Genomic DNA, 21438 nt, shown 5'->3' on the forward strand with positions numbered 1-21438 from the left:
ACGGAGAGCCGCCGGCCGTCGGCGACCCGGGTCGCCTCCTCCTCCAGGGCGGCCACCTCCAGTTCGGTGAGGGCGGCGTCGCGGGCGGCCGGGCCGGCCTCGCCCCGGGCCGTTCCCGCCGCCGAGAATCCCACCGCCGCCACGGCGCGGCGCGCGGCCACGTCCCCGGCGAAGTCCGGCGCGTCGGGTGTGAGCAACCGCACCGGTACGTCGCTGAACAGGCCCGGATCGGGCCGACTGTCCGGATCCAGCACGAGCAGTGGCGCCTCCAGTACGGCCAGCCCCGCCGAGCGGGCCACCGCGAGCAGGTCGGGGTTGCGTTCGTGTACCCACTCGAACGCCTCCGGCAGCCCGAGGGCCCGCTGCCGGTGACGTACCGTGGTGATGTCGGCCGCCGACGGCGGCGCGTCGGCGTCCGGCGCCGGGCGGGCGTAGAACGGCCAACCGGGGCCTTCCCGGACGAACAACACCAGGCCACCGTGCTTCTCCGCACGGGCCGCGTCGCGGGGCACCGCGTCGTAGAACGACTCGATGCGGTCGAGCAGTCCCGCCTGTACCAGATCCACCGCGCGAGATTACCGTCTCAACTACTGGAAGTGTGATCAATCCGAACTGGCCTTGCGCGCCAGCCCCTACCGTAGACTCAATAGACCCTCCAGGGCCGACGTCGTCCCGACCGTGATCCAACCTGAGTGACGACAGGAGACCCGGTGGTTTTCCCGTACCCTCCCAATCCGCAGCTCGCCCCCGCCGCGACCGGGCTGTACGACCCGGCCCAGGAGCACGACGCCTGCGGCGTGGCCTTCGTGGCGGACCTGCACGGCCGGCGCTCCCACCAGGTCGTCGCGGGCGGTCTCGGGGCGCTCTGCCGGCTTGACCACCGGGGTGCCCGTGGCGCGGAGCCGAACACCGGCGACGGCGCCGGGATCATGATCCAGGTGCCGGACGCCTTCCTCCGCGCGGTGGTGGACTTCCCGCTGCCCCCGGCCGGGGAGTACGCCACCGGCCTGGTCTTCCTGCCCGACGACGACGCCGCCGAGGCGCAGGCGCGCCGGGTGGTCGACAAGTACGCCCTGGTCGAGGGGGCCGACCTGCTCGGCTGGCGGGACGTCCCGACCGACCCGAGCGGCCTCGGCGAGACCGCGCTGGCCGCGATGCCCCGGGTCCGGCAGGTCTTCGTCGCCGCGCACCGGCTCACCGACACCCCGGCCGGCCCGGCCGGCTCCCGGCTGACCGGGATCGACCTGGACCGGGTGGCGTTCTGCCTGCGCAAGCAGGTCGAGCGGGAGACCGCCGAGCGGGGCGTGCCGGCGTACTTCCCGTCGCTGTCCGGCCGGACCATGGTGTACAAGGGGATGCTCACCCCGGACCAGCTCCCGGAGTTCTTCCCGGACCTGACCGACGAGCGGGTGGCCAGCGCGATCGCCCTGGTGCACTCGCGGTTCTCCACCAACACCTTCCCGTCCTGGCCGCTGGCCCACCCGTACCGGTTCATCGCGCACAACGGCGAGATCAACACCATCCGGGGCAACCGGAACTGGATGCAGGCCCGGGAGGCCCTGCTGCGCAGCCCGAACATCCCGGGCAACATCCGCCGCCTCTTCCCGGTCTGCACCCCGGCCGCCAGCGACTCGGCCAACTTCGACGAGGTGCTGGAGCTGCTGCACCTGGCCGGGCGGAGCCTGCCGCACGCGGTGCTGATGATGATCCCGGAGGCCTGGGAGAACGACCCGGGCATGCGGCCGGACAAGCGCGCCTTCTACCGCTTCCACGCCAGCCTGATGGAGCCCTGGGACGGCCCCGCCTCGGTCGCCTTCACCGACGGTGAGATCGTCGGCGCGGTGCTGGACCGCAACGGGCTGCGGCCGGGCCGCTGGTGGCGTACCGCCGACGGGCTCGTGGTGCTGGGCAGCGAGGCGGGCGTGCTCGACCTCGACCCGGCCACCGTGGTCGCCAAGGGGCGGCTCCAGCCCGGCCGGATGTTCCTGGTCGACACGGTCAACGGCCGGATCGTCCAGGACGAGGAGATCAAGGCCGAGCTGGCCGCCGAGCAGCCGTACGCCGACTGGCTGCACGCCGGGCTGATCGAGCTGGACGACCTGCCCCGGCGCGAGCCCAGCGTCTACACCCACGACTCGGTGCGCCGCCGTCAGCAGACCTTCGGGTACACCGAGGAGGAGCTGAAGATCCTGCTCGCCCCGATGGCGCGGACCGGGGCGGAGCCGATCGGCTCGATGGGCACCGACACCCCGATCGCCGCGCTGTCGGAGCGGCCCCGGCTGCTCTACGACTACTTCCACCAGCTCTTCGCCCAGGTCACCAACCCGCCGCTGGACGCCATCCGCGAGGAGCTGGTGACCAGCCTGGCGTCGACCATCGGCCCGGAGGGCAACCTGCTCGACCCGGGCCCGGCGAGCTGCCGGCAGATCGTGCTGCCGTACCCGGTGATCGACAACGACGAGCTGGCCAAGATCCTCTCCATCGACGAGGACGGCGACCTGCCCGGCTTCAAGGCCGTCCGGGTCTCCGGGCTGTACCGGGTCCGCGACGGCGGCCCCGGCATCCGGGCCCGGCTGACCGAGATCTGCCGGCACGTCTCCGAGGCGATCGAGGACGGCGTCCGGATCCTGGTCCTGTCCGACCGGGACTCCAACGAGCGGCTCGCCCCGATCCCGTCGCTGCTGCTCACCGCCGCCGTGCACCAGCACCTGGTCCGGGAGCAGACCCGCACCCAGGTCGCGCTGATCGTCGAGTCCGGCGACTGCCGCGAGGTGCACCACGCCGCCGTGCTCATCGGGTACGGCGCCGCCGCGGTCAACCCGTACCTGGCCTTCGAGTCGGTCGAGGACATGATCGCCACCGGGGCCCTGCCCGGCGTGGAGCCGGCCACGGCGGTGCGCAACTACGTCAAGGGGCTCGGCAAGGGCGTCCTGAAAATCATGTCGAAGATGGGCATCTCGACCGTCTCGTCGTACTGCGGGGCGCAGGTCTTCGAGGCCGTCGGCCTGGACAGCCGGCTGGTCGAGCGCTACTTCCGGGGCACCCCGAGCACCATCGGCGGGATCGGCCTGGCCGAGATCCACGCCGAGGTCGCCGCCCGGCACACCCGGGCCTGGCCGGCGCCGGGCGCCGAGGCCCCCACCCGGCTGGAGGTCGGCGGGGAGTACCAGTGGCGGCGCGAGGGCGAGCTGCACCTGTTCAACCCGCAGACGGTCTTCCTCCTCCAGCACGCCACCCGCAGCCGGCAGTACGACGTCTTCCGGGACTACACCGCCAAGGTCGACGAGCTGGCCGCGAAGACCGGTTCGCTGCGCGGGCTGTTCAGCCTGCGTACCGGCGTGCTTCCCCCGGTGCCGATCGACGAGGTCGAGCCGGTCAGCGAGATCGTCAAGCGGTTCGCCACCGGCGCCATGTCGTACGGCTCGATCTCGGCGGAGGCGCACGAGACCCTGGCCGTGGCGATGAACCGCCTCGGCGGCAAGTCCAACACCGGCGAGGGTGGCGAGGACGTCGAGCGGCTGCACGACCCGCAGCGGCGCAGCGCGGTCAAGCAGATCGCCAGCGGCCGGTTTGGGGTGACCAGCGAGTACCTGGTCAACGCCGACGACCTCCAGATCAAGATGGCGCAGGGCGCGAAGCCCGGCGAGGGTGGGCAGCTCCCCGGCAACAAGGTCTGGCCGTGGATCGCCCGGACCCGGCACGCCACCCCGGGTGTCGGCCTGATCTCCCCGCCGCCGCACCACGACATCTACTCCATCGAGGACCTCGCCCAGCTCGTGCACGACCTCAAGTGCGTCAACCCGGCCGCCCGGGTGCACGTCAAGCTGGTCAGCGAGGTCGGCGTGGGTACCGTCGCGGCCGGCGTGGCCAAACTCAAGGCCGACGTCATCCTGATCTCCGGTCACGACGGCGGCACCGGCGCGTCGCCGCTGAACTCGCTCAAGCACGCCGGCACCCCGTGGGAGCTGGGGCTGGCCGAGGCGCAGCAGACCCTGCTGCTGAACAAGCTGCGCGACCGGGTCACCGTCCAGGTCGACGGGCAGCTCAAGACTGGCCGGGACGTGCTGGTCGCGGCGCTGCTCGGGGCCGAGGAGTTCGGCTTCGCCACCGCCCCGCTGATCGTCGCCGGCTGCGTCATGATGCGGGTCTGTCACCTGGACACCTGTCCGGTCGGCATCGCCACCCAGAACCCGGCGCTGCGCGAGCGCTTCACCGGCCAGCCGGAGTTCGTCGAGAACTTCTTCCTCTTCCTCGCCGAGGAGGTCCGGGGGTACCTGGCGGAGCTGGGGCTGCGCAGCATCGACGAGGCCATCGGCCGCACCGAGCTGCTCGACGTCGCGCCGGCGGTGGACCACTGGAAGGCCAAGGGCCTGGACCTGGCCCGGGTGCTGCACCTGCCGGAGCTGCCCGAGGGGGCGGCCCGGCGGGGGATCCGCGCCCAGGACCACGGCCTGGAGCTGGCCCTGGACAACGAGCTGATCGCGCTGGCCCAGCCGGCGCTGACCGACCGGGAGCCGGTCCGGGTCGAGGTGGCGGTCCGCAACGAGCACCGCAGCGTCGGCGCGATGCTCGGCGGCGAGGTGACCCGCCGCTTCGGCGGCGCCGGCCTGCCCACCGACACCATCGAGTTCGTGCTGCGCGGCACCGCCGGGCAGTCGTTCGGCGCGTTCCTGCCCGCCGGGGTGACCCTGCGGCTGCACGGCGACGCCAACGACTACGTCGGCAAGGGCCTCTCCGGCGGCCGGCTGGTCGTCCGCCCGGACGCCGCCGCCCCGTTCGTCACCGGCGAGGCCGGGCCGGGGGAGCGCGCCGAGGACCAGATCATCGCCGGCAACACCATCCTGTACGGCGCCACCGCCGGGGAGGTGTTCCTGCGCGGCCGGGTCGGCGAGCGGTTCGCCGTCCGTAACTCCGGCGCGGTGACCGTCGTCGAGGGCGTCGGTGACCACGGCTGCGAGTACATGACCGGCGGTACCGTGGTGGTGCTCGGCCCGACCGGGCGCAACTTCGCCGCCGGCATGTCCGGTGGCACCGCGTACGTCTGGCGGCTGGACCGGGACCGGGTCAACACCGAGCTGGTCGACCTGGCGCCGTTGCGCGACGAGGAGCGTGCCCACCTGCACGAGCTGGTGCAGAAGCACTTCACCGAGACCGACTCCGCAGTCGCCGAGGACCTGCTCAAGCGCTGGCCGGACGCGGTGGAGGAGTTCACGGCGGTGGTTCCCCGGGACTACCGCCGGGTTATGGAGATCATGCGGGCCGCCGAAGCCGCCGGCCAGAACGTCGACGACGCGGTGATGGACGCCCTCGCGGCACCGGCCGCGTCGGCAACCCAGCCGGCGCCGGCCGCCCCGGCGGCGCCGGTGCCGCCCGCGCCGCGGGTGGTCGCCCAGGAGGTGGCTCGTGCCTGACCCGAACGGTTTTCTGCGCTACGACCGGCGGCTGCCCGCGCGCCGCCCGGTGCCGGTGCGGATCAGCGACTGGCGCGAGGTGTACCCGCCGGCCGGGGAGGAGCTGATCCGGGAGCAGGCGACCCGCTGCATGGACTGCGGCATCCCGTTCTGCCACGACGGCTGCCCGCTGGGCAACCGCATCCCGGACTGGAACGACCTGGTCCGCACCGGTTCCTGGGACTCGGCCGTGGACACGCTGCACGCGACCAACAACTTCCCGGAGTTCACCGGTCGGCTCTGCCCGGCGCCCTGCGAGGCGGCCTGCGTCCTCGGCATCGGCGGCGGTGACGCGGTCACCATCAAGCAGGTCGAGGTGGAGATCGCCGACGCGGCGGTGGCCCGGGGCAGGCTCGCCCCGCAGCCGGTGCCGACCCCCACCGGCCGTACCGTCGCGGTGGTCGGCTCCGGTCCCGCCGGTCTCGCCGCCGCCCAGCAACTGGCCCGCGCCGGTCACGCCGTCACCGTGTACGAGCGCGACGACGCCATCGGTGGCCTGCTGCGCTACGGCATCCCGGACTTCAAGCTGGAGAAGGAGCACATCGACCGGCGGTTGGCCCAGCTCGCCGCCGAGGGGGTGCGGTTCCGCACCGGTGTCGAGGTCGGGGTGGACGTCACCGCCCGGCAGTTGCGCGCCGAGTACGACGCGGTGCTGCTGGCCTGCGGCGCGCTCGCCGGCCGGGACACCCCGGCCACCCCGGGCCGGGCCCTGCGCGGGGTGCACCAGGCGATGTCCCACCTGGTCGCCGCGAACCGGGCGGTCGCCGCCGCCGGTGACGGGCCGGTGGCCAGCGCCGTCCTGCCCGACGGCACCCCGGTCGACGCCGCCGGCAAGCACGTGGTGATCATCGGTGGTGGCGACACCGCCGCCGACTGCCTCGGCGTCGCCCACCGCCAGGGCGCCGCCGGCGTGTACCAGCTCGACATGTACCCGGAGCCCCCGCACGCCCGGGACGCGGCCCGCGACCCCTGGCCGACCTGGCCCTGGGTGCTGCGCAGCTACGCGGCCCACGAGGAGGGCGGCGAGCGCGTCTTCGCCGCTGCGGTGCAGGAGTTCGTCGACGACGGCACCGGCCAGGTACGGGCGGTCCGGATCGCCGAGGTCACCGTCGAGAAGCGCGACGGCCAGCGGATCGTCACCCCGGTACCCGGCTCGGAGCGGGAACTGCCGGCGGACCTGGTACTCCTGGCGATCGGCTTCGAGGGCACCGAGCAGCAGCCGCTGCTGGAGCAGCTCGGGGTGACCCGCAACGCCCGGGGCGCGGTCGACGCCCGCCCCGACTGGCAGACCAGCGTGGACGGGGTCTTCGTCGCCGGTGACATGCACCGGGGCGCGTCCCTGGTCGTCTGGGCCATCGCCGAGGGCCGCGCCGCCGCCGCCGCGATCCACGCCCACCTCGGCGGCCACGGCCGGCTCCCGGCCCCGGTCGACCCGGCCGCCCAGCCACTCGCCGCCCGCTGACCCGTACCCCGTTCGTGCCCGACCGGCACACCGGCCCTCCGGCCGGTGTGCCGGTCCGCTTCCGGCCTGCCCCGCCCACCTGTCCTGGCCACCCGCGCTGAAGGCCCTGTCGACCTGCCCCGTGCACAGGACCACCGACACCGTCCGGGTGCCCCGTTCGTGGGGGCAGCTCGAAAGGACGGCCGACAGTACCGTCGTCGTCCCTGCGCCGGCCTCGGGTCTGCGGCACTGCACCCTCTGCCCGGACCGGCTCCTGCCGGGCCGCGGGGCCGTGCCGCCGGGGTGGACGAGGGTCAGTCCGCACCGGTGACCGGTCTGGTGGCCGGTGGGGTGGGTGGGAGGGGCAGGGGGAGGCCGGGGAGCCCGTCGAGGCTGGTCGCCACGTGGTCCTTGGCGGCGAAGTAGGCGTCCAGCGACTCGTCGTCCTCCCGGGCGAAGCGCCGGCCGTGCAGGTCACGGTCGGCCTCGTAGGTCATCAGGGGAACGGCGAAACCGCAGGTGTCGCGGATGAGGTCGGCCCGGACCACGATGATCGCCCGGAGCCCGTGCGGGCGGGGATCGATGGTGGGGAAGTGGGCCAGCAGGTCGGTCCAGCGTGGATCGTCCCGGAAGACCGGCTCGCCCCGGCCGTGCACGCGCACGATGGTCGGTGGGCCGTCGAAGGCGCACCACATCAGCGTGATCCGGCCGTTCTCCCGCAGGTGCGCGATGGTCTCCGCGTTGCTGCCGGCGAAGTCGAGATAGGCCACGGTGTGCTCGTCGAGGACGGCGAACGATCCGGTGAGGCCCTTGGGGGAGAGGTTGACCGTGCCGTCGGCGGCCAGGGGCGCGGTGGCGGTGAAGAACATCGGCTGCGCCTCGATGAACGACCGGAGACGCGCGGTGATGCACGGGTACGTCTTGCCCACCGTGCCATTGTGCATCCTGCGGACTGTCGGGGTGTTCCCTGAATGGACATGTTTCGATAGCATTACCGACCAGTAACAACCCGTCTCCCTCTGGCCACGCGCGCGGCTGCCGAGGATCCACCACCCTGCCCGTGGAGGTCCGTCCATGCTCCACCGCCCGCTGGCCCGCGCCCTCTCCGCGCTGGTCGCCCTCGCCGCCGCCGCGTTCGGCGCGGTGCTCGTACCCGGCACCGCCCGGGCCGCCGCGCCCGTCCACTACGCCGCCCTCGGCGACTCGTACTCCTCCGGCGTCGGTGCCGGTCCCTACGACTTCTCCGGCTGCCTGCGCAGCGAGAAGTCGTACGCCCCGTTGTGGGCCGCCGCCAACGCGGTGGACAGCTTCCGCTTCGTCGCCTGCGGTGGCGCGGTCACCGACGACGTGCTCAACCGGCAACTCGGCGCGCTCAGCGCCAGCACCACCCTGGTCACCATCACCATCGGCGGCAACGACGCCGGGTTCGTCGACGTCATCACCAGTTGCCGGTTCGGCAGCACCACGTCCTGCACCAACGCGGTGAACGAGGCGAAGGCGTTCGCCACCGGCACGCTCCCCGGCAAGCTCGACCGCACGTACGCCGCGATCCGGGACCGCGCGCCGAACGCCCGGCTGATCGTGCTCGGGTACCCCCGGCTCTTCGAGACCGGCTCGTGCGGGGTGCTGGCGATGAGCGCCCACAAGCGCACCCTGCTCAACGAGGCCGCCGACGTGCTCGCCACGGTCACCGCCGGCCGGGCCGCCGCGGCCGGGGCGACCTTCGCCGACACCCGCTCCCACTTCGCCGGCCACGGCGTCTGCGGCGCCGACCCGTGGATCCGGGACGTCACCGGGGTCATCGAGGCGTACCACCCGAACGCCGCCGGGTACCGGGACGGGTACCTGCCCGCCCTCACCGCCGCCACCCGCTGACCCACCCGGGTTCCCCACCCCTCGACGGACCGGCGCGGCGCGTCCCTTGCGGACTGTGCGCACCCGCGCCGGTCCGTTAGGGTTCGCTGGACCGGGTCAGCAGCGACGTGGGGGGCAGTGGGTGGGCAGGCTCGCTTCGGCGTACGGGCAGGCGGTCACCGCCCACCGGCAGGCCCGGGACCGGGTGGCCGCCGCCCGGCGGGTCCTCGACGACCGGCCACCGGCCGCCCCCGACGGCAGCGCCGACCTGGTCGCCCGGCTGGCCCGGCTCGGTGCCGCGCTCGGTACCCCCGCCCCCGGCGCGACCCCGCTGACCAGCACCGCCGTCCCGGTCCGCGTCGGCGCGGCGGCCAGCCCCGACGGTGACTTCCCGGCGCTGGTACCGCTCGGCAGCGGGTACCACCTGGCGGTGGACGTCGACGCCCGGGACGCCCGGGTCGGCGGCCTGCTGCGCGCCCTCGTGCTGCGGCTGCTCGCCACCGCCCCACCCGGCTCGGTGCGGGTCTGGGGGATCGACACCGCCGCCCTGGGCGCCACGTTCGCCCCCCTGCGCCCCCTGGTGGACGCGGGCGTGCTGGCCCCACCGGCGACCACCGAGGCGGAGGTCTCCGCCGGGCTCGACGCGGCGGAACGGCACGCCCGTGACGCCCGGCACGCCGAGCCCGGCCGGGTGGAGCTGCTGCTGGTGGTCGCCGCCTCCGCACCGGCCCCCCGGGAACTGGCCCGGCTCGCCGCGCTCACCCACGCCGGCCCGGCCGCCGCGGTCTGCGTCCTGGTCGCCGGGTACCCGTACCGCACCGCCGGGGACCCACCGGCCCCGCTCGGCAGCACCACCCAGGTCCGCCTCGACGACCGGTGGGCGTACGTGGGCGACCCGCCGGGCCGGCCGTACAGCGTGGACGGCAGCGGGCTGGCCGCCCCGGTGCTGCTCGACGGTGACCCACCGGCCCCCTCGGTGCAGGCCCTCGCCGAGCACCTCGCCGCCGCCACCCGCCGGCACGGCGCGCTCACCTTCGCCGACCTGCTGCCCGAGCGGCGCTGGGCCGAGCCGTCCGGCCCCGGCCTGCGCACCGTCATCGGCCGGCACGGGCGCTCCCCGGCGACCGTCGCGTTCGACGACGTCACCCCGCACTGGCTGGTCGGCGGCCGGACCGGGTCGGGCAAGACGGTCTTCCTCATCGACGTCCTCTACGGGCTCGCCGCCCGGTACCCGCCCGCCGAGCTGCAGCTCTACCTGCTCGACTTCAAGGAGGGCGTCAGCTTCACCGAGTTCGTGCCGACCGGCCGGGACCCGTCCTGGCTGCCGCACGCCCGCGCCGTCGGCATCGAGTCCGACCGGGAGTACGGCGTCGCCGTGCTGCGCGAGCTGCGCCGGGAACTGAACCGGCGGGCCGCCGCCCTCAAACGGCACGGCGTCACCAAGCTCGCCGACCTGCCCCGGGACACCCCGGTACCCCGGATCGTGGCGGTGGTCGACGAGTTCCACGTGCTGCTCGCCGGCAACGACGCGGTGGCCCGGGAGGCGGTCGACCTGCTGGAGGAGTTGGCCCGCAAGGGCCGCTCGTACGGCGTCCACCTGGTCCTGGCCAGCCAGAGCACCGGCGGCATCGAGGCACTCTACGGCCGGGCGGAGGCGATCTTCGGCCAGTTCCCGCTGCGGGTCGCGTTGCCCGGCGGCTCCGGGGTGCTCGACGCGATGAACGAGGCGGCCGGGGCGCTGCCGATCGGCTCGGCGGTGCTCAACACCGCCGCCGGGGAGGCCGGCGCGGACACCGTGATCCGGTTCCCCGACGCGCACGCCGACGCCGCCGCCCTCGCCGCGCTGCGCCACGAACTGTGGGACGCCCGGCCGTCGGGCGCGCGTCCACCCGCCGTCTTCCGGGGGTACGAGGCGGCGCACGTCGAGGACGACCCCACCTTCGCCGGGCTGCGCCCCGGTGGCCGCCGGCCCCTCGCCCTGGTCGGCCGGACCGTCGACGTGGACGGCACCACCGCGCTGTTCACCATGGACGCCACCCCGGGGCGGCACCTGGCCGTGGTCGGCACCGCCGCGCTCGGCGCGGACGTGCTGCGCGCGGCGACCCTGAGCCTCGCCCGGCAGCACGCCCCCGGCGAGGCCCGGTTCCTGCTCGTCCCGCTGGTCGCCGCCGCCGACGCGGCGGCCGACGAGACCGCCGCCGCGCTGACCGCCGCCGGGCACCCCGTCGACCTGCTCGACGCCGCCGGGCTGCGCGACCGGATTCCCGCCCTCACCGAGCCCGCCGCTGCCGCCGCCGGCCGCACGTACCTGGTGGTCTTCGGGGTGGACGCGGCCGGGGCGGCGCTGGGCCGCAGCGACCCCAGCACCTTCCGGTCCGGGTACGACGACCTGCGGACGCTGCTGCGGCACGGCCCCGGGCACGGGGTGCACCTGCTCGGCTGGTGGCGTGGGCTGCGCCGGCTCGCCGAGGACGTCGGTGGCGCGCAGAACCGCGACGACGTCGCCTGCCTGGTCGCGCTGAACGTCCCCGGCGGCGAACTCGGCCTGTACCTGGGCGTGCACAACCTCAGCTACACGCCCCGCCCGGACCGGGCCCTGCTGGTGGACCGGCACGACCAGCGGACCCGCTTGATCGTGCCGTTCGTCCGGGTCGGACACGAGCTGGACGAGGAGCAGTGACGGTGACCAGCTACGACGACTACGTGGCGCTGGCCCGGCAGCTCTCCGAGCGGCGTCGGGCCGGGGAGCGCGACGCCGCCGCCGACACCGACCGCCGCCGGAGCCTGCTCGCCGCCGCCGACCAGCTCGACCACCGGCTCGCCGCCCAGGCCCAGCACCTGGACCAGCTCGGCCGCGCGTTCGGCGTGCCCCCGCCCCCGCACCCGTCCGCCGCCCCGGCCGGGCCACCACCGTCCGCCGTCCCGGGTGGACCACCGCCCGGCCCGCCGGTGCCGGTACCGGGCAACGGGTTCGACGGCGGCGCAGCCGCCGCGCCGGGGCGGCCGGGTGGCGAGGCGTACCCCCAGGTGACGGTGGGTCCGGCGGACCGGGCGCTGCCGGTGGCGCTGGGCCCGGGGGTGCCGGTGCAGCGCGCGGCGGCGCTCGACCCGGCCGGCGAGCTGGAGGTGGCGCGGCGGCTCGCCGACGACGCCGACCGGCACGCCCAGCAGGCCGAGCGCTACGCCCACCAGCCGGTGCTGCTGCCCGGCTGGACGCCGCTGGCGCGGGCGCTGGCCGTGTACACCGGCTGCGCGGCGATCGGCGTGCTGATGATGCTCGGCCTGGTGCTCGGCAACGGGATCGGCCTGGTCGACGGGTTCACCCTGGGCGCCTGGATGTGCGCCGGGCTGCCCGCCCTGTCGTTCTTCGGCGGGTACCTGATCCTCGGCCGGTGGGGGAAACCGGTCCTGGTCGCCGGCACCCCACCCCGGTACGTGCACGTCGGCTTCCTGGTCTGCTTCCTGCTCGTCCCGATCGCCTACTGCGCCTACCTGGTCCTGATCCGCACCTTCCGCTGAGCCGGCACACCCTCGCCGGTCGCTGCGGGCCGCACGGTCAGCCCGTGGCGAGGGCGGCGACCTCGTCGGCGCAGCCCCAGGCGAGGGTGACGCCCGCCCCTCCGTGCCCGTAGGCGTGCACCAGCCGCCGCCCCGGCACGCCGGTCGACTCCCGCTCCACCCGGGGGCCGCCGTGCCGGGCCGGCCGCAGCCCGATGCGCTCCCCGACCACCGGCGCGTCGGCCAGCTCCGGGACCAGCTCCACGCAGCGGGCCCGGATCGCCTCGGCGGTCGCCGGGTCGGGGTCGGTGTCCGACCGCTGCGGGTCGAAGGTGCCGCCGAGGACCACGTCATGCCGGCGCGGGTGCACGTACGTGATGCCCCGGGGGTTGGCCTCGTCGCGGACCGAGGTGGTCAGGCCGGGGTTGGCCACCAGCACGATGTGTCCCCGGACCGGGTACACCGCCGGGTCGTCCGCGAGCTCCCGGGCGGCGAGCCCGGTCGCGTTGACCACCGTCGCCGCCCCGCCGGTCTCCGCCGTGCCGGTGAAGGCGTCGTCGAGGCTGCTGAGCCGCTGCCGTACCACCCGGCCGCCCCCGGCGAGCAGCCGGTCCCGCAGCCAGGCCAGGTACGGCGACATCTCCACCGTCGGCGCGGTGAACCGCAACTCCACCTCGTACGGCGGGTCGGCCGGGTGGACCACCAGGTCACCGGTCGCCTCGGCCCACCACGGCGGACCGTCGAACCGGCCGCGCAACAGCATCCGGGTGGGCCGCAGCACCACCCCCGGCACCCCCTCGGCGGCCTGCCGGGTCAGCACCGTGTACGTGTCCCGCGCCCAGCGCAGCACCCGGGGATCCTCGTCGGTGTGGGTGGGGTACCAGACGGCGGCGGCGACCGTGGAGACCGTCCGTTCGGGATCGTCGGGGGCCAGCACGGTCACCCTGGCCCCCTGCTCCTGGAGCCGGACCGCCGCCGTCAACCCGACGATGCCGCCACCGACCACCACCGCGTCCGTCGTTCCTGTCATGGGGATCCCCTTTCGGGTCGGGTGCCGCCCGTTCGACCTGGGGGCACGAGATCGGGTGCCCGGGGGACGCGCACCCACCGTACGTCGCCCCCGACCGATCATCCCGCCGCCGCGCAACACCGCCCGGTCACTCCGCCGCCGGTTCCCGACCGGTGAGCGCGGGCGGCCGGCGGACCGTCCGGGCGGCGGCGTCGAGCAGGTCGTCCCGTTCGGTGGCGGGCATCCCCTCGTCCTCCAGCAGACCGAGCAGGAGCACGGTCTGCGCGGTCACCGCCGCCGCGCTCACCGGCACCGGCGGCCGGTCGCCGAGTGCGGCCCAGACCAGGTCCTCGGCGATCAGCGGGTCGACGTCCCGCCCCGACCGGTCGTACCGCTCCCGGACGCCGGCCACGAACCGGATCACCGGGGCCCGGTCCTGCCCGGCGACGAACCGCCGTCGGGCGGCGAGCAGGAACACCCCGGCGAGCAGGTCGGCGTACCGCCCCCAGTCCGCCGCCGCCAAGCCGTCGAGTCGGCCCGGGTCCGTCGTCGCGCCCGCGTACCAGGTCCCGCAGCGCCCGCATCGGATCGTCACGCATTAGCCCCTCACCTCCCGGCGGACCCGGTCCCGCAGTCGGGCCCACCGCCCGGGGCGTACCCGTCGCCGCGCCGCGCCGACCAGCCGGCCCGCCGCCAGCGCCCCGGCCGCGATCGCGGTGACCGGGCCGGCGGCGCCCACCCGGACCGGCCCCGGCATCGCCCGGCCCGGTGGCACGGCGGCAGAGGTCAGCGCGGCGGCGTACCGGTCGAGCGCGACCCCGCCCACCGCGAGCCGGGCGACGACCAGGCCGAGCCGCGCGTTCGCCGCCGCCCAGTGCCGGGCCGCCGCCAGCGCCGTCGGCCCACCGGTACGCCGGACCCGGTCCTCGGCCGCCGCCAGGGTCCGCCGCACCGTGGCGGCCTGCGCGGCGGCCCGGTCGGCGTCGGCGCGGGCGGCCCGCAACCCGGCCAGGACGGTACCGGCGGAGGCGGTGGGCCGGTCGGGCAGCCGCCGGGCCTCGGTCAGCCCCGCGTGCACCAGGGCCAGCGCTGCCAGCAGTCGGTCAACGCCTGCTGCCAGGTCGGCGTCCGGTACGCCGCCCGGTCCACCCCGGCGAGGTGTTCACCGGCCCGGTCCACCGCCACCGCTGTCGCCAGCCAGGCCGACCGCAGCTCGGCGACGTCGCCGGCGACCCGGTCCACCGGATCCGGCCAGGCCGGCGCGGGCCGGGCGATCGTCGCCAGCGCGGCCCGCTGCTCGTCGCACGGTCCCGGCCGCCCACAGCCCAGACACACCCCGGTGTACGCCGAGGTGACGTGCGTGTCGAGCACCTGGCGCGCGGACGTGGCCGCCTCCTGCCGCCGTCCCGCCGGGGTCTGCCCGTACCGTCGCCCGGCGTTGGCCTGCTGTCGTCGCCGCGCCGGTGTCACGCCGCCCCCATCACCAGGTGGGCGAAGCGGACCTCGTCGCACGGGTACCACTCGCCGCAGGCGCAGAGCAGCCGGCTGACCCGGCGTGGGGGATGGGCGAACAGGACGTCCTCGGCGTCCTCGACGTCCCGCCGCGAGACGAACTCGTGCCGGAGCCGGGGCGGGGTCTGCTCGTCCGGGTGGGTGGGGCTGGCGTGCTCGGGCGGCCTGAGGCCGTCCTCGTCGTACTCGGGTTGGTCGTGCACAGGCGTCTCCCGTTTCGATCGGGTCTCGTGGCGTCGTGTGCTGGCCGGGCCGCGTGCGGGCAGGCTCCGGCACGCCCGGCCGACCGAGGGGGATCCGGCCAGCCGGGCGCTCTGTGCGGGTGGGACGAACCAACTCCGGGTTTGCAGACCTGGGAGCCGGCCGATTCGAACTTTACACATCTAGTCACGGAAAGCAAGCGTTACATCACGTTACTTGTCACGTGAAGTGGGTCGTGATCAAATGACGGTGCAGACCTGGGAGTTCACATGCCCGTCAAGCCCAAGTGGCAACAGCTCGCGGACCACATCCGAATCCAAATCGAGTCAGGGGAGCTTGCCCCTGGCGATCAATTGCCGTCTACCGCCCAGCTCAAAAGTCAGCACGGCGTCTCCACCACCGTGGTTCGCCAGGCCATTCTCGTGCTGCAGACGCAGGGCTGGGTGCAGGGCGTGCACGGCCTCGGTGTGTTCGTCGCCGAGCGCTGAGGCTTGTTCCCCGTGTAGTCGTTCCGACAGGGCGGTGCGTGGCCGGGTGGTCGCGTTGTGTGCTCAACTCTCGTACTCTCCCTTGTGGTCGTGCTGGTGCGGCGGCACGGCGGTGACTGTCGGGGCGAGACGGGGGAGGGCGTGTGAGCGCTGCTCAGATGCTGGCGAGGTTGGCGGCGGCGTCGCAGAAGCTGGACGAGGCCAAGGCCAAGACGGTGGCGGCGGCTCAGGACGTCGAGGAGGCGCGGTCCCTGGTCGCGGGCGCGTTGGAAGGTGTCGCCGCCGGCCAGTTGATCGGGATCATCGACGCGTACCGGCAAGCGCTGGGCCAGGCCGCCCAGGGTGGTGAGCCGGCGAAGCAGCAGGTCCAGGAGACGATGGCTCGGGTACAGGCGCTGGGAAACTGACCGGGGGTGGCGGCAGCGCAACCCGCCGCCCACCCGTACGACAGCTTCCCTTGAGGCCGCCGGCGCCTGACCTCTCTGGAAACGCTGGCGTCCCCGCCGACGAGCTGTCGCCCAGGGTCCGGGACCGGAGCGCTGACAGCGCGCCCCCGCCAAGGCGCCGACGGCGGGTGACTCCAGAAGCGATCGTGTTCGGGGGGTCCGCTGTCGGGGCGGTATGGGCTCCTGTCGCGGAGTTCGTGCCCCTCATCCCCAAGGCGGTCGGTGGATTCATCTTCGCAGGACTAGGTGCCTTCGGTGCGTACAAGTCGTTGCTAGACAAGCGTCGACAGGAGAGAGAACGCGATGCGGATCGATGACCGCGTGGAACATCTGGTGCGCGAAGCGCTGCACTGGGTGGTCAAGCGTGACGCGGAGAGCCTTGATGCTGCGCTCGCTGCTTTCGTGGACGAGAAGACCAGACGCGAATCCCTGGAACTGCTCGTTGCGGTGGCCGGGTTTGTCTTGATCGACCTGCATCAGGGGCGGCCGAATCATGCACAGGTGCAGGTCGTGGCCGAGAAGGTCGCGCACATGGAGGCATGGGCCAACATCACCAGCGATGAGGTGGCAGTGTTCATGAACGCCATTCTTGCTGGCCGTTCGTTAGCCGAGGATCTTCGGACCGAGGACGTGGTCGTGCTGGCCTTTGTGGTCGCCGGCAGTCTGCTGTCGTCCCGGGAACTGCCCGAGGGGCAGTGGTGGTTCGATTACCTCGACCAGGTGGAGGCGGCGATCGAGGCGGCCGGGTAGCCGGCAGCGGTCGATCTGGACGGTAGATGGTTGCTGCTGACGGGGTCTGTGGGGATGGGGAGACGGCGAGATGGTGGGTGCGGTGGCGGGGCGATCCGGGGGTGAGGTGGACGGGTTCCGGATCGGGTACGTGCCGGACGGGGTCGGGGAGTTGGTGTCGGACTTCGCCAGCGAGTGGGAGGACGTCCGGTTCACGACTCGGGTGTGGGAGCGGCAGGTCGACGACGGGTACCGGGTCGACCTGCGGGTGCACGTGCTGCGTGGTGACGGGCTGACCAGTCTCGACGAGGTGCGCGACGTGCTGGCGGGGTACCAGGAGCGGGACCCGGCGCAGTGGCCGTTGACCGAGTTCCGGCAGCCCCGCGCCGCCGCCCCCGGTGCCGAGCCTGCCGCCGGCCCCGGGGGCGGTCCGGCGGACGTCATCGGGCTGTTCGGCGAGGGCGAGGCGTTCTGGCTGGCGGGGCCGGGCGTGGCCGGGTACGTGCTGGCCGATCCGGAGCGGGTCGACACCGCGACGTTGCTCGCGATCGTGGCGTCGATCGTGCCGTCGTCCTGACCGGCCCTGCGGCGGCGATCCGTGCCCGGCGAGAGGCCGTCAGTTCGCCTCCGGGCTGGTGGCGTCGAGTGGCGGGAGGGCCTGCCGGATCGCCGGTGGTGACGGGTCGAGGGGCACGGGCGGCCAGGTCGTCTCGATCGGGCAGTCGGGCCGCCCCCGGGCCGCCTCGACCAGGCAGGTCACCCAGATCTGGTACGCCTCGGGCGCCTGCCGGGCCGCGCGGCGCGCCAACCGGTACGCGCTCATCGCCCGTTCGGCGTTGCCGTGCTCGGCGGCGACCCGGGCCAGGTCGAAGTACTCGCCGACGAAGGCCACCAGTCGCCGGAGGTGGTCCGCCGCGTCGGCGAGCAGGTCGGCCAGGATCGAGTCACGTCCGGCCGGATCGGTACCCGGGGGTGGCGGGTCGCCCATGACCAGGGCGGGCAGGTCGGCGGTGACCGTACCGGTGCAGGCCGGGTCGGCGGGCGGACCGTGCCGGATGGCCCCGAGCCCGACCAGCGCGGTGAGGTCGTTGGTGACCTGCGTGTTGAGGGTGGCCCGGACCCGGTCGACGACGGCGCGGACCTGCTCGTGGCCGTGTTCGGTGAGGTGGGTGTCGAGGCTGAACGCCAGGTCGGCGAGGCTGTCGGAGACGTCCCGTAGGTTGTCGACGAGAAACGTGATCTCGTCGTCGAGCCGCTCCAGCACGGCGTCGGCCGGGCTGGGCTCGCTGTCTGGCATGGGGCTCCCCAGGTGTGCTCCGGGCCGTGACGATGACGATTCATGATCCGTACATCTATGGATCACCGTCGAAGGCTAGCCGATACGGGTATCTGTCGGATACCCGATACCTCGGCGGCCGGCGAAAGTAAAAATTCACTCATATTCTGCCCCCGGCTCGCCGGAGCGTCCCGCCGTCGGTTCCCGCCGTCCGGCTGGCCGGGTGACGCTGTCGGCGGCCGGTCGCCGGGCCGGCGCCCGGCCGTGGGTTGACCGCCCCACGGTCGGGGTAAGAGTGGCCGCGCTCGATTCCCGGGCGCGCGTGACACTCCATGCAAGGATCAGCCGGCGGTCGGTGGTCGACCCGACGCTGGTCATGAAAGACGAGGATGAGATGGAGTTCTTAGCCAGTCCCGAGCTGTGGATCGCGTTCGCGACCCTGCTCCTGCTGGAGATCGTGCTGGGCATCGACAACGTTGTGTTCATCTCGATCCTGGCCGGCCGGCTGCCCGAGCACCAGCAGGCCCGCGCCCGCACCATCGGGCTGTCGCTCGCCCTGATCACGCGCCTGCTGCTGCTGGCGTCGCTGTCCTGGATCATCGGCCTGACCGCACCGCTGTTCGAGGTGCTCGGGCAGGAGATATCCGGACGCGACCTGATCCTGTTGCTGGGTGGGGCGTTCCTGCTCGGCAAGGCGACCTACGAGATCCATGAGCACCTGGAGGGCAGTGACCACGCGCGGGCCGGCAAGGCTGCCTCGTTCGGGCCGGTGATCGCCCAGATCCTGGTCCTCGACATCGTCTTCTCGCTCGACTCGGTGATCACGGCGGTGGGCATGGTGGACGAGTTGTTCATCATGGTGGCGGCGGTGATCATCGCGATGGTGATCATGCTCGCCTCGGCCGGTGTGATCAGCGACTTCGTCAACAAGCACCCGACGGTCAAGATGTTGGCCCTGTCGTTCCTGCTGCTCATCGGCGCCAGCCTGATCGCCGAGTCGTTCGACCAGCACATCCCGAAGGGCTACGTGTACGGCCCGATCGCGTTCTCGATCTTCGTCGAGGTCCTGAACCTGCGGGCCCGCTCCCGGCGTCGGCGCGCCGAGGCGCTACCGGTGCACCTGCACCCGACGTACGTGAAGAACCAGGAGGAGGAGAAGCCGGCGGTCAAGCCGGCCGGTACCGCATCCTGAGCCACATCGGACGGTCCGCGCCGCACGCCACCCACCCGGTGGCGTGCGGCGCTGCCGTTCGAGCCGACGCCCACGATCCGGTCGCGTCCCGACACCGATGGCTCGGTGGCGCGGACCCCAGAGGCCGACATCCGGCGTGCGGGGCCCGCGACGTGCGTCGGCCTCAGTCGCGGGACCGGGGCAGGCAGCACTTCTTGTACTTGCTGCCGGAGCCGCACCAGCACGGCTCGTTGCGCCCCGGCGGCCAGGGCTGCCCGTCGGCGTCGTCGACGATCTCGTCGACGTAGCCGTCCAGGGTGTCGGCGTCCAGCGGGTCGACATCGGCGTCGGTGACGTAGGCGGCGAACGCCTCGGCCGAGCCGGGGACCAGGACCAGGGCCGGCACCCCGTCCTCGGCCAGTTCCACGAGTTCCCGTTCGACGAGGGCGCGGTGGTCGTCCCAGGTCGTGCCGAGCTGCTCGGTCAGGCCCGGCCAGCGCAGCAGCAGATTGGTGAACTCAGCCCGGGGCCAGTACAACAGTCCGTTGGCGGTGGCGGCGGCGCGGTCGGCGGCCCGGTCGGCGGCGACGTCGAGTCGGTCGGCCAGGTCGTCCAGGTCGTCGTGCGGGCGGTCCAGCTCGTGGCGCAGCCGGTGCCGCTGGCGGACCAGCCCGTACACCATCGCGGTGGCCTGGCCCTGGTCGTCGGAGCCCGGCCCCCGGGCGAGCAGGGCGCGGACCGCGTCGGTCAGCCACTGCTCGGCCAGCTCGGCCTGCCCGATCTCCTCCAGCACGTCGGTCAGGTAACCGGCGGTGGGGTCGGTCTCCAGCAGCGGACGCAGCTCGGTCAGCTCCGCCAGCGCCTCGTCGGACCGGCCGGTCCGGTGCAGCAGCCGGGCCCGGTCCGCGCGGGGGGCCAGATCCGACTGGCCGGCGGCCCGCTCCTCGGCGATGCTCCGCTCGATCAGCGTCATCGCGAGGTCGAGGTCGGTGAGCTGTTCCTCGGCGATACCGGCGGCGAGCGAGAGGGCGTAACCCCGGTCCCGCTCGTCGGCGATCCGGCCGTCGTCCACCGCCCGGACGAGCCGGTCGACCAGCGCCGGCGGGTCCTTGCGGTCAGGATGGTCGTGGTGACCGATCTCGTCGAGGTCGTCGATGGTCAACATGTCGGTACTGGGCATGGAGACATCCCGAAGGCAGGCGGACAAAGCCGCAAGGGTACTGCCCCCCACCCCGCCAGGCCGCACACGACGTGCGCCCCCCACCCACCCCCCACCCCCGCCCCCACCCCCGTTGATCCCGACGCGTTGACCCCGGACGCGCGTTGATCATGGAGTTGACGGTTCCACGGAGATCATCCGAGCCGCCAACTCCATGATCAACGGGGGTGGAGGGGGTGGAGGGGGTGGGGCGGGGGTGGGGTGGGGGTGGGTGGGGGTTAGGCGGCGGTGGAGAGGGATTCGTATTCGGTGTCGGTGAGCTTGACCTCGGCGGCGGCGACGTTCTCCTCCAGGTGGGCCACGGAGGACGTGCCGGGGATCGGGAGCATCACCGGGGAGCGGCGCAGCAGCCAGGCCAGGGCGAGTTGGGCGGGGGTCGCGCCGTGCTCGGTGGAGATCGCGTCCAGCGGGCCGCCCGGCCGTGCCAGGTTGCCGGTGGCGATCGGGAACCAGGGGATGAACGCCAGGTCGTTGCGCTCGCAGTGGGTCAGCACGTCCTCGGCGGAGCGGTCGGCCAGGTTGTAGAGGTTCTGCACCGAGACGATCGGGGCGATCTTCCGGGCCGCCTCGATCTGCTCGACGGTCACCTCGGAGAGCCCGATGTGCCGGATCTTGCCCTCCTGCTTGAGCAGCGCCAGCTCACCGAGCTGGTCCTCCAGCGGTACCTTCCGGTCGATCCGGTGCAACTGGTACAACGGGATCGACTCCAGGCCGAGGTGGCGCAGGCTCAGCTCGCACTGCTGGCGCAGGTACTCCGGCCGGCCCACCGGCCGCCACTCGCCCTGGCCGGAGCGGGTCAGCCCGGCCTTCGTCGCGATCACCAGGTCGTCGGCGTACGGGTGCAGCGCCTTCTTGATCAGCATCTCGGAGACGAACGGCCCGTACGAGTCGGCGGTGTCGATGAACGTCACGCCCAGCTCGTACGCCCGGCGCAGCACCCGGAGCGCCTCGGCCGGGTCCTTCGGGTCGCCCCAGACCCCGGGACCGGTGATCTGCATGGCCCCGTACCCGAGCCGGTCGACGGTCAGGTCGCCGCCGATCCGGTACGTGCCGGAGGCCTTCGCGGGCTGTGCCATCGGTGTACCCCATTCTGTCGCTGGTCCGGTTCTCGTGCTGGCTCTCCGGGGAAACATTCCCGGGTCCG

At 73.7% G+C, this 21438-nt stretch carries 19 protein-coding genes and 1 pseudogene; 10 read left to right on the plus strand and 10 right to left on the minus strand.

The annotated features are described in order from the left end of the window. A pseudogene (locus AWW66_RS22330) lies at positions 1-566 on the minus strand (GNAT family N-acetyltransferase); the annotation flags it as partial. Between the two features lie 144 nt (positions 567-710). On the opposite strand from AWW66_RS22330, the gene gltB reads away from it, so the two are divergent. Both gltB and AWW66_RS22340 read left to right on the plus strand, forming a co-directional pair. Next, the gene (gene gltB, locus AWW66_RS22335; RefSeq protein ID WP_067369889.1) at positions 711-5411 is read left to right on the plus strand and encodes a glutamate synthase large subunit; all 4701 of its coding nucleotides are present in this window, start codon (positions 711-713) and stop codon (positions 5409-5411) included. Further along, complete coding sequence (locus AWW66_RS22340) at positions 5404-6912, plus strand: glutamate synthase subunit beta (RefSeq protein ID WP_067369891.1); 1509 nt, start codon at positions 5404-5406, stop codon at positions 6910-6912. The genes gltB and AWW66_RS22340 overlap by 8 nt, the downstream gene beginning before the upstream one ends. 293 nt (positions 6913-7205) lie before the next feature. Here the strand turns inward: AWW66_RS22340 and AWW66_RS22345 are convergent, their stop codons facing one another. After that, on the minus strand, positions 7206-7835 hold the full coding sequence (locus AWW66_RS22345) for a pyridoxamine 5'-phosphate oxidase family protein (protein ID WP_396890498.1): 630 nt from the start codon (positions 7833-7835) through the stop codon (positions 7206-7208). A 130-nt stretch (positions 7836-7965) separates the two neighbouring features. Between AWW66_RS22345 and AWW66_RS22350 the strand changes: the two genes are divergently transcribed. From AWW66_RS22350 to AWW66_RS22360, 3 genes are all read left to right on the plus strand, one after another. After that, positions 7966-8766 carry an SGNH/GDSL hydrolase family protein gene (locus tag AWW66_RS22350; RefSeq protein ID WP_067369895.1) on the plus strand — a complete coding sequence of 267 codons (801 nt, stop codon included), beginning with the start codon at positions 7966-7968 and terminating at the stop codon, positions 8764-8766. A 121-nt stretch (positions 8767-8887) separates the two neighbouring features. Then, on the plus strand, positions 8888-11425 hold the full coding sequence (locus AWW66_RS22355; RefSeq protein ID WP_067369897.1) for an FtsK/SpoIIIE domain-containing protein: 2538 nt from the start codon (positions 8888-8890) through the stop codon (positions 11423-11425). Between the two features lie 2 nt (positions 11426-11427). Further along, positions 11428-12264, plus strand: a complete 837-nt coding sequence (locus AWW66_RS22360; protein ID WP_067369948.1) for a hypothetical protein — start codon at positions 11428-11430, stop codon at positions 12262-12264. A gap of 37 nt (positions 12265-12301) precedes the next feature. Here AWW66_RS22360 and AWW66_RS22365 read toward each other — a convergent pair whose 3' ends face one another. The 5 genes from AWW66_RS22365 to AWW66_RS22385 form a co-directional block, all read right to left on the minus strand. Beyond that, positions 12302-13273 (minus strand): FAD-dependent oxidoreductase, encoded by a 972-nt coding sequence (locus tag AWW66_RS22365; protein ID WP_067369900.1) that lies wholly within the window; start codon positions 13271-13273, stop codon positions 12302-12304. Between the two features lie 127 nt (positions 13274-13400). Further along, positions 13401-13847, minus strand: a complete 447-nt coding sequence (locus AWW66_RS22370; RefSeq protein WP_067369903.1) for a hypothetical protein — start codon at positions 13845-13847, stop codon at positions 13401-13403. Positions 13848-13850: 3 nt separating this feature from the next. After that, complete coding sequence (locus AWW66_RS22375; protein ID WP_067369906.1) at positions 13851-14330, minus strand: hypothetical protein; 480 nt, start codon at positions 14328-14330, stop codon at positions 13851-13853. Then, positions 14315-14722 carry a hypothetical protein gene (locus AWW66_RS22380; RefSeq protein ID WP_067369909.1) on the minus strand — a complete coding sequence of 136 codons (408 nt, stop codon included), beginning with the start codon at positions 14720-14722 and terminating at the stop codon, positions 14315-14317. Before AWW66_RS22380 ends, AWW66_RS22375 begins: the two co-directional genes overlap by 16 nt. Next, positions 14719-14967, minus strand: a complete 249-nt coding sequence (locus AWW66_RS22385; protein ID WP_067369912.1) for a hypothetical protein — start codon at positions 14965-14967, stop codon at positions 14719-14721. Before AWW66_RS22385 ends, AWW66_RS22380 begins: the two co-directional genes overlap by 4 nt. A gap of 267 nt (positions 14968-15234) precedes the next feature. Between AWW66_RS22385 and AWW66_RS22390 the strand changes: the two genes are divergently transcribed. The 4 genes from AWW66_RS22390 to AWW66_RS22405 all read left to right on the plus strand — a co-directional run bounded on the left by AWW66_RS22390 (position 15235) and on the right by AWW66_RS22405 (position 17205). Next, complete coding sequence (locus AWW66_RS22390) at positions 15235-15453, plus strand: winged helix-turn-helix domain-containing protein (protein ID WP_067369915.1); 219 nt, start codon at positions 15235-15237, stop codon at positions 15451-15453. 143 nt (positions 15454-15596) lie between these two features. After that, a complete protein-coding gene (locus tag AWW66_RS22395) occupies positions 15597-15860 on the plus strand; it encodes a DUF6244 family protein (protein ID WP_067369918.1) in 264 nt (87 codons plus the stop codon). 342 nt (positions 15861-16202) lie between these two features. Beyond that, entirely contained in the window at positions 16203-16649 is a 447-nt protein-coding gene (locus AWW66_RS22400) for a hypothetical protein (protein WP_067369921.1), read from the plus strand. 82 nt (positions 16650-16731) lie between these two features. After that, positions 16732-17205, plus strand: coding sequence for a hypothetical protein (locus tag AWW66_RS22405; protein ID WP_245648425.1), 474 nt, complete (start codon positions 16732-16734; stop codon positions 17203-17205). 39 nt (positions 17206-17244) lie between these two features. Here AWW66_RS22405 and AWW66_RS22410 read toward each other — a convergent pair whose 3' ends face one another. Beyond that, on the minus strand, positions 17245-17925 hold the full coding sequence (locus AWW66_RS22410) for a hypothetical protein (protein WP_067369927.1): 681 nt from the start codon (positions 17923-17925) through the stop codon (positions 17245-17247). Positions 17926-18280: 355 nt separating this feature from the next. Here AWW66_RS22410 and AWW66_RS22415 point away from each other — a divergent pair, with 355 nt between their 5' ends. Next, the gene (locus AWW66_RS22415; RefSeq protein ID WP_281179620.1) at positions 18281-19096 is read left to right on the plus strand and encodes a TerC family protein; all 816 of its coding nucleotides are present in this window, start codon (positions 18281-18283) and stop codon (positions 19094-19096) included. Between the two features lie 163 nt (positions 19097-19259). On the opposite strand, the gene AWW66_RS22420 is transcribed toward AWW66_RS22415, so the two are convergent. After that, positions 19260-20255 carry an SEC-C metal-binding domain-containing protein gene (locus AWW66_RS22420; RefSeq protein WP_067369930.1) on the minus strand — a complete coding sequence of 332 codons (996 nt, stop codon included), beginning with the start codon at positions 20253-20255 and terminating at the stop codon, positions 19260-19262. 257 nt (positions 20256-20512) lie between these two features. After that, positions 20513-21370, minus strand: a complete 858-nt coding sequence (locus AWW66_RS22425) for an aldo/keto reductase (RefSeq protein ID WP_067369933.1) — start codon at positions 21368-21370, stop codon at positions 20513-20515. Positions 21371-21438: the final 68 nt, after the last annotated feature.

Source organism: Micromonospora rosaria, from assembly GCF_001567585.1.
In the GTDB taxonomy this organism is placed as follows: domain Bacteria; phylum Actinomycetota; class Actinomycetes; order Mycobacteriales; family Micromonosporaceae; genus Micromonospora; species Micromonospora rosaria.

Bases quoted from the DNA above. Each gene is read 5' to 3' on its own strand.
- AWW66_RS22415 (WP_281179620.1), top strand. From the start codon at position 18,281: ATGAAAGACGAGGATGAGATGGAGTTCTTAGCCAGTCCCGAGCTGTGG.
- AWW66_RS22420 (WP_067369930.1), bottom strand. From the start codon at position 20,255: ATGCCCAGTACCGACATGTTGACCATCGACGACCTCGACGAGATCGGT.
- AWW66_RS22365 (WP_067369900.1), bottom strand. From the start codon at position 13,273: ATGACAGGAACGACGGACGCGGTGGTGGTCGGTGGCGGCATCGTCGGG.
- AWW66_RS22350 (WP_067369895.1), top strand. From the start codon at position 7,966: ATGCTCCACCGCCCGCTGGCCCGCGCCCTCTCCGCGCTGGTCGCCCTC.
- AWW66_RS22400 (WP_067369921.1), top strand. From the start codon at position 16,203: ATGCGGATCGATGACCGCGTGGAACATCTGGTGCGCGAAGCGCTGCAC.
- AWW66_RS22345 (WP_396890498.1), bottom strand. From the start codon at position 7,835: ATGCACAATGGCACGGTGGGCAAGACGTACCCGTGCATCACCGCGCGT.
- AWW66_RS22410 (WP_067369927.1), bottom strand. From the start codon at position 17,925: ATGCCAGACAGCGAGCCCAGCCCGGCCGACGCCGTGCTGGAGCGGCTC.
- AWW66_RS22390 (WP_067369915.1), top strand. From the start codon at position 15,235: ATGCCCGTCAAGCCCAAGTGGCAACAGCTCGCGGACCACATCCGAATC.
- AWW66_RS22425 (WP_067369933.1), bottom strand. From the start codon at position 21,370: ATGGCACAGCCCGCGAAGGCCTCCGGCACGTACCGGATCGGCGGCGAC.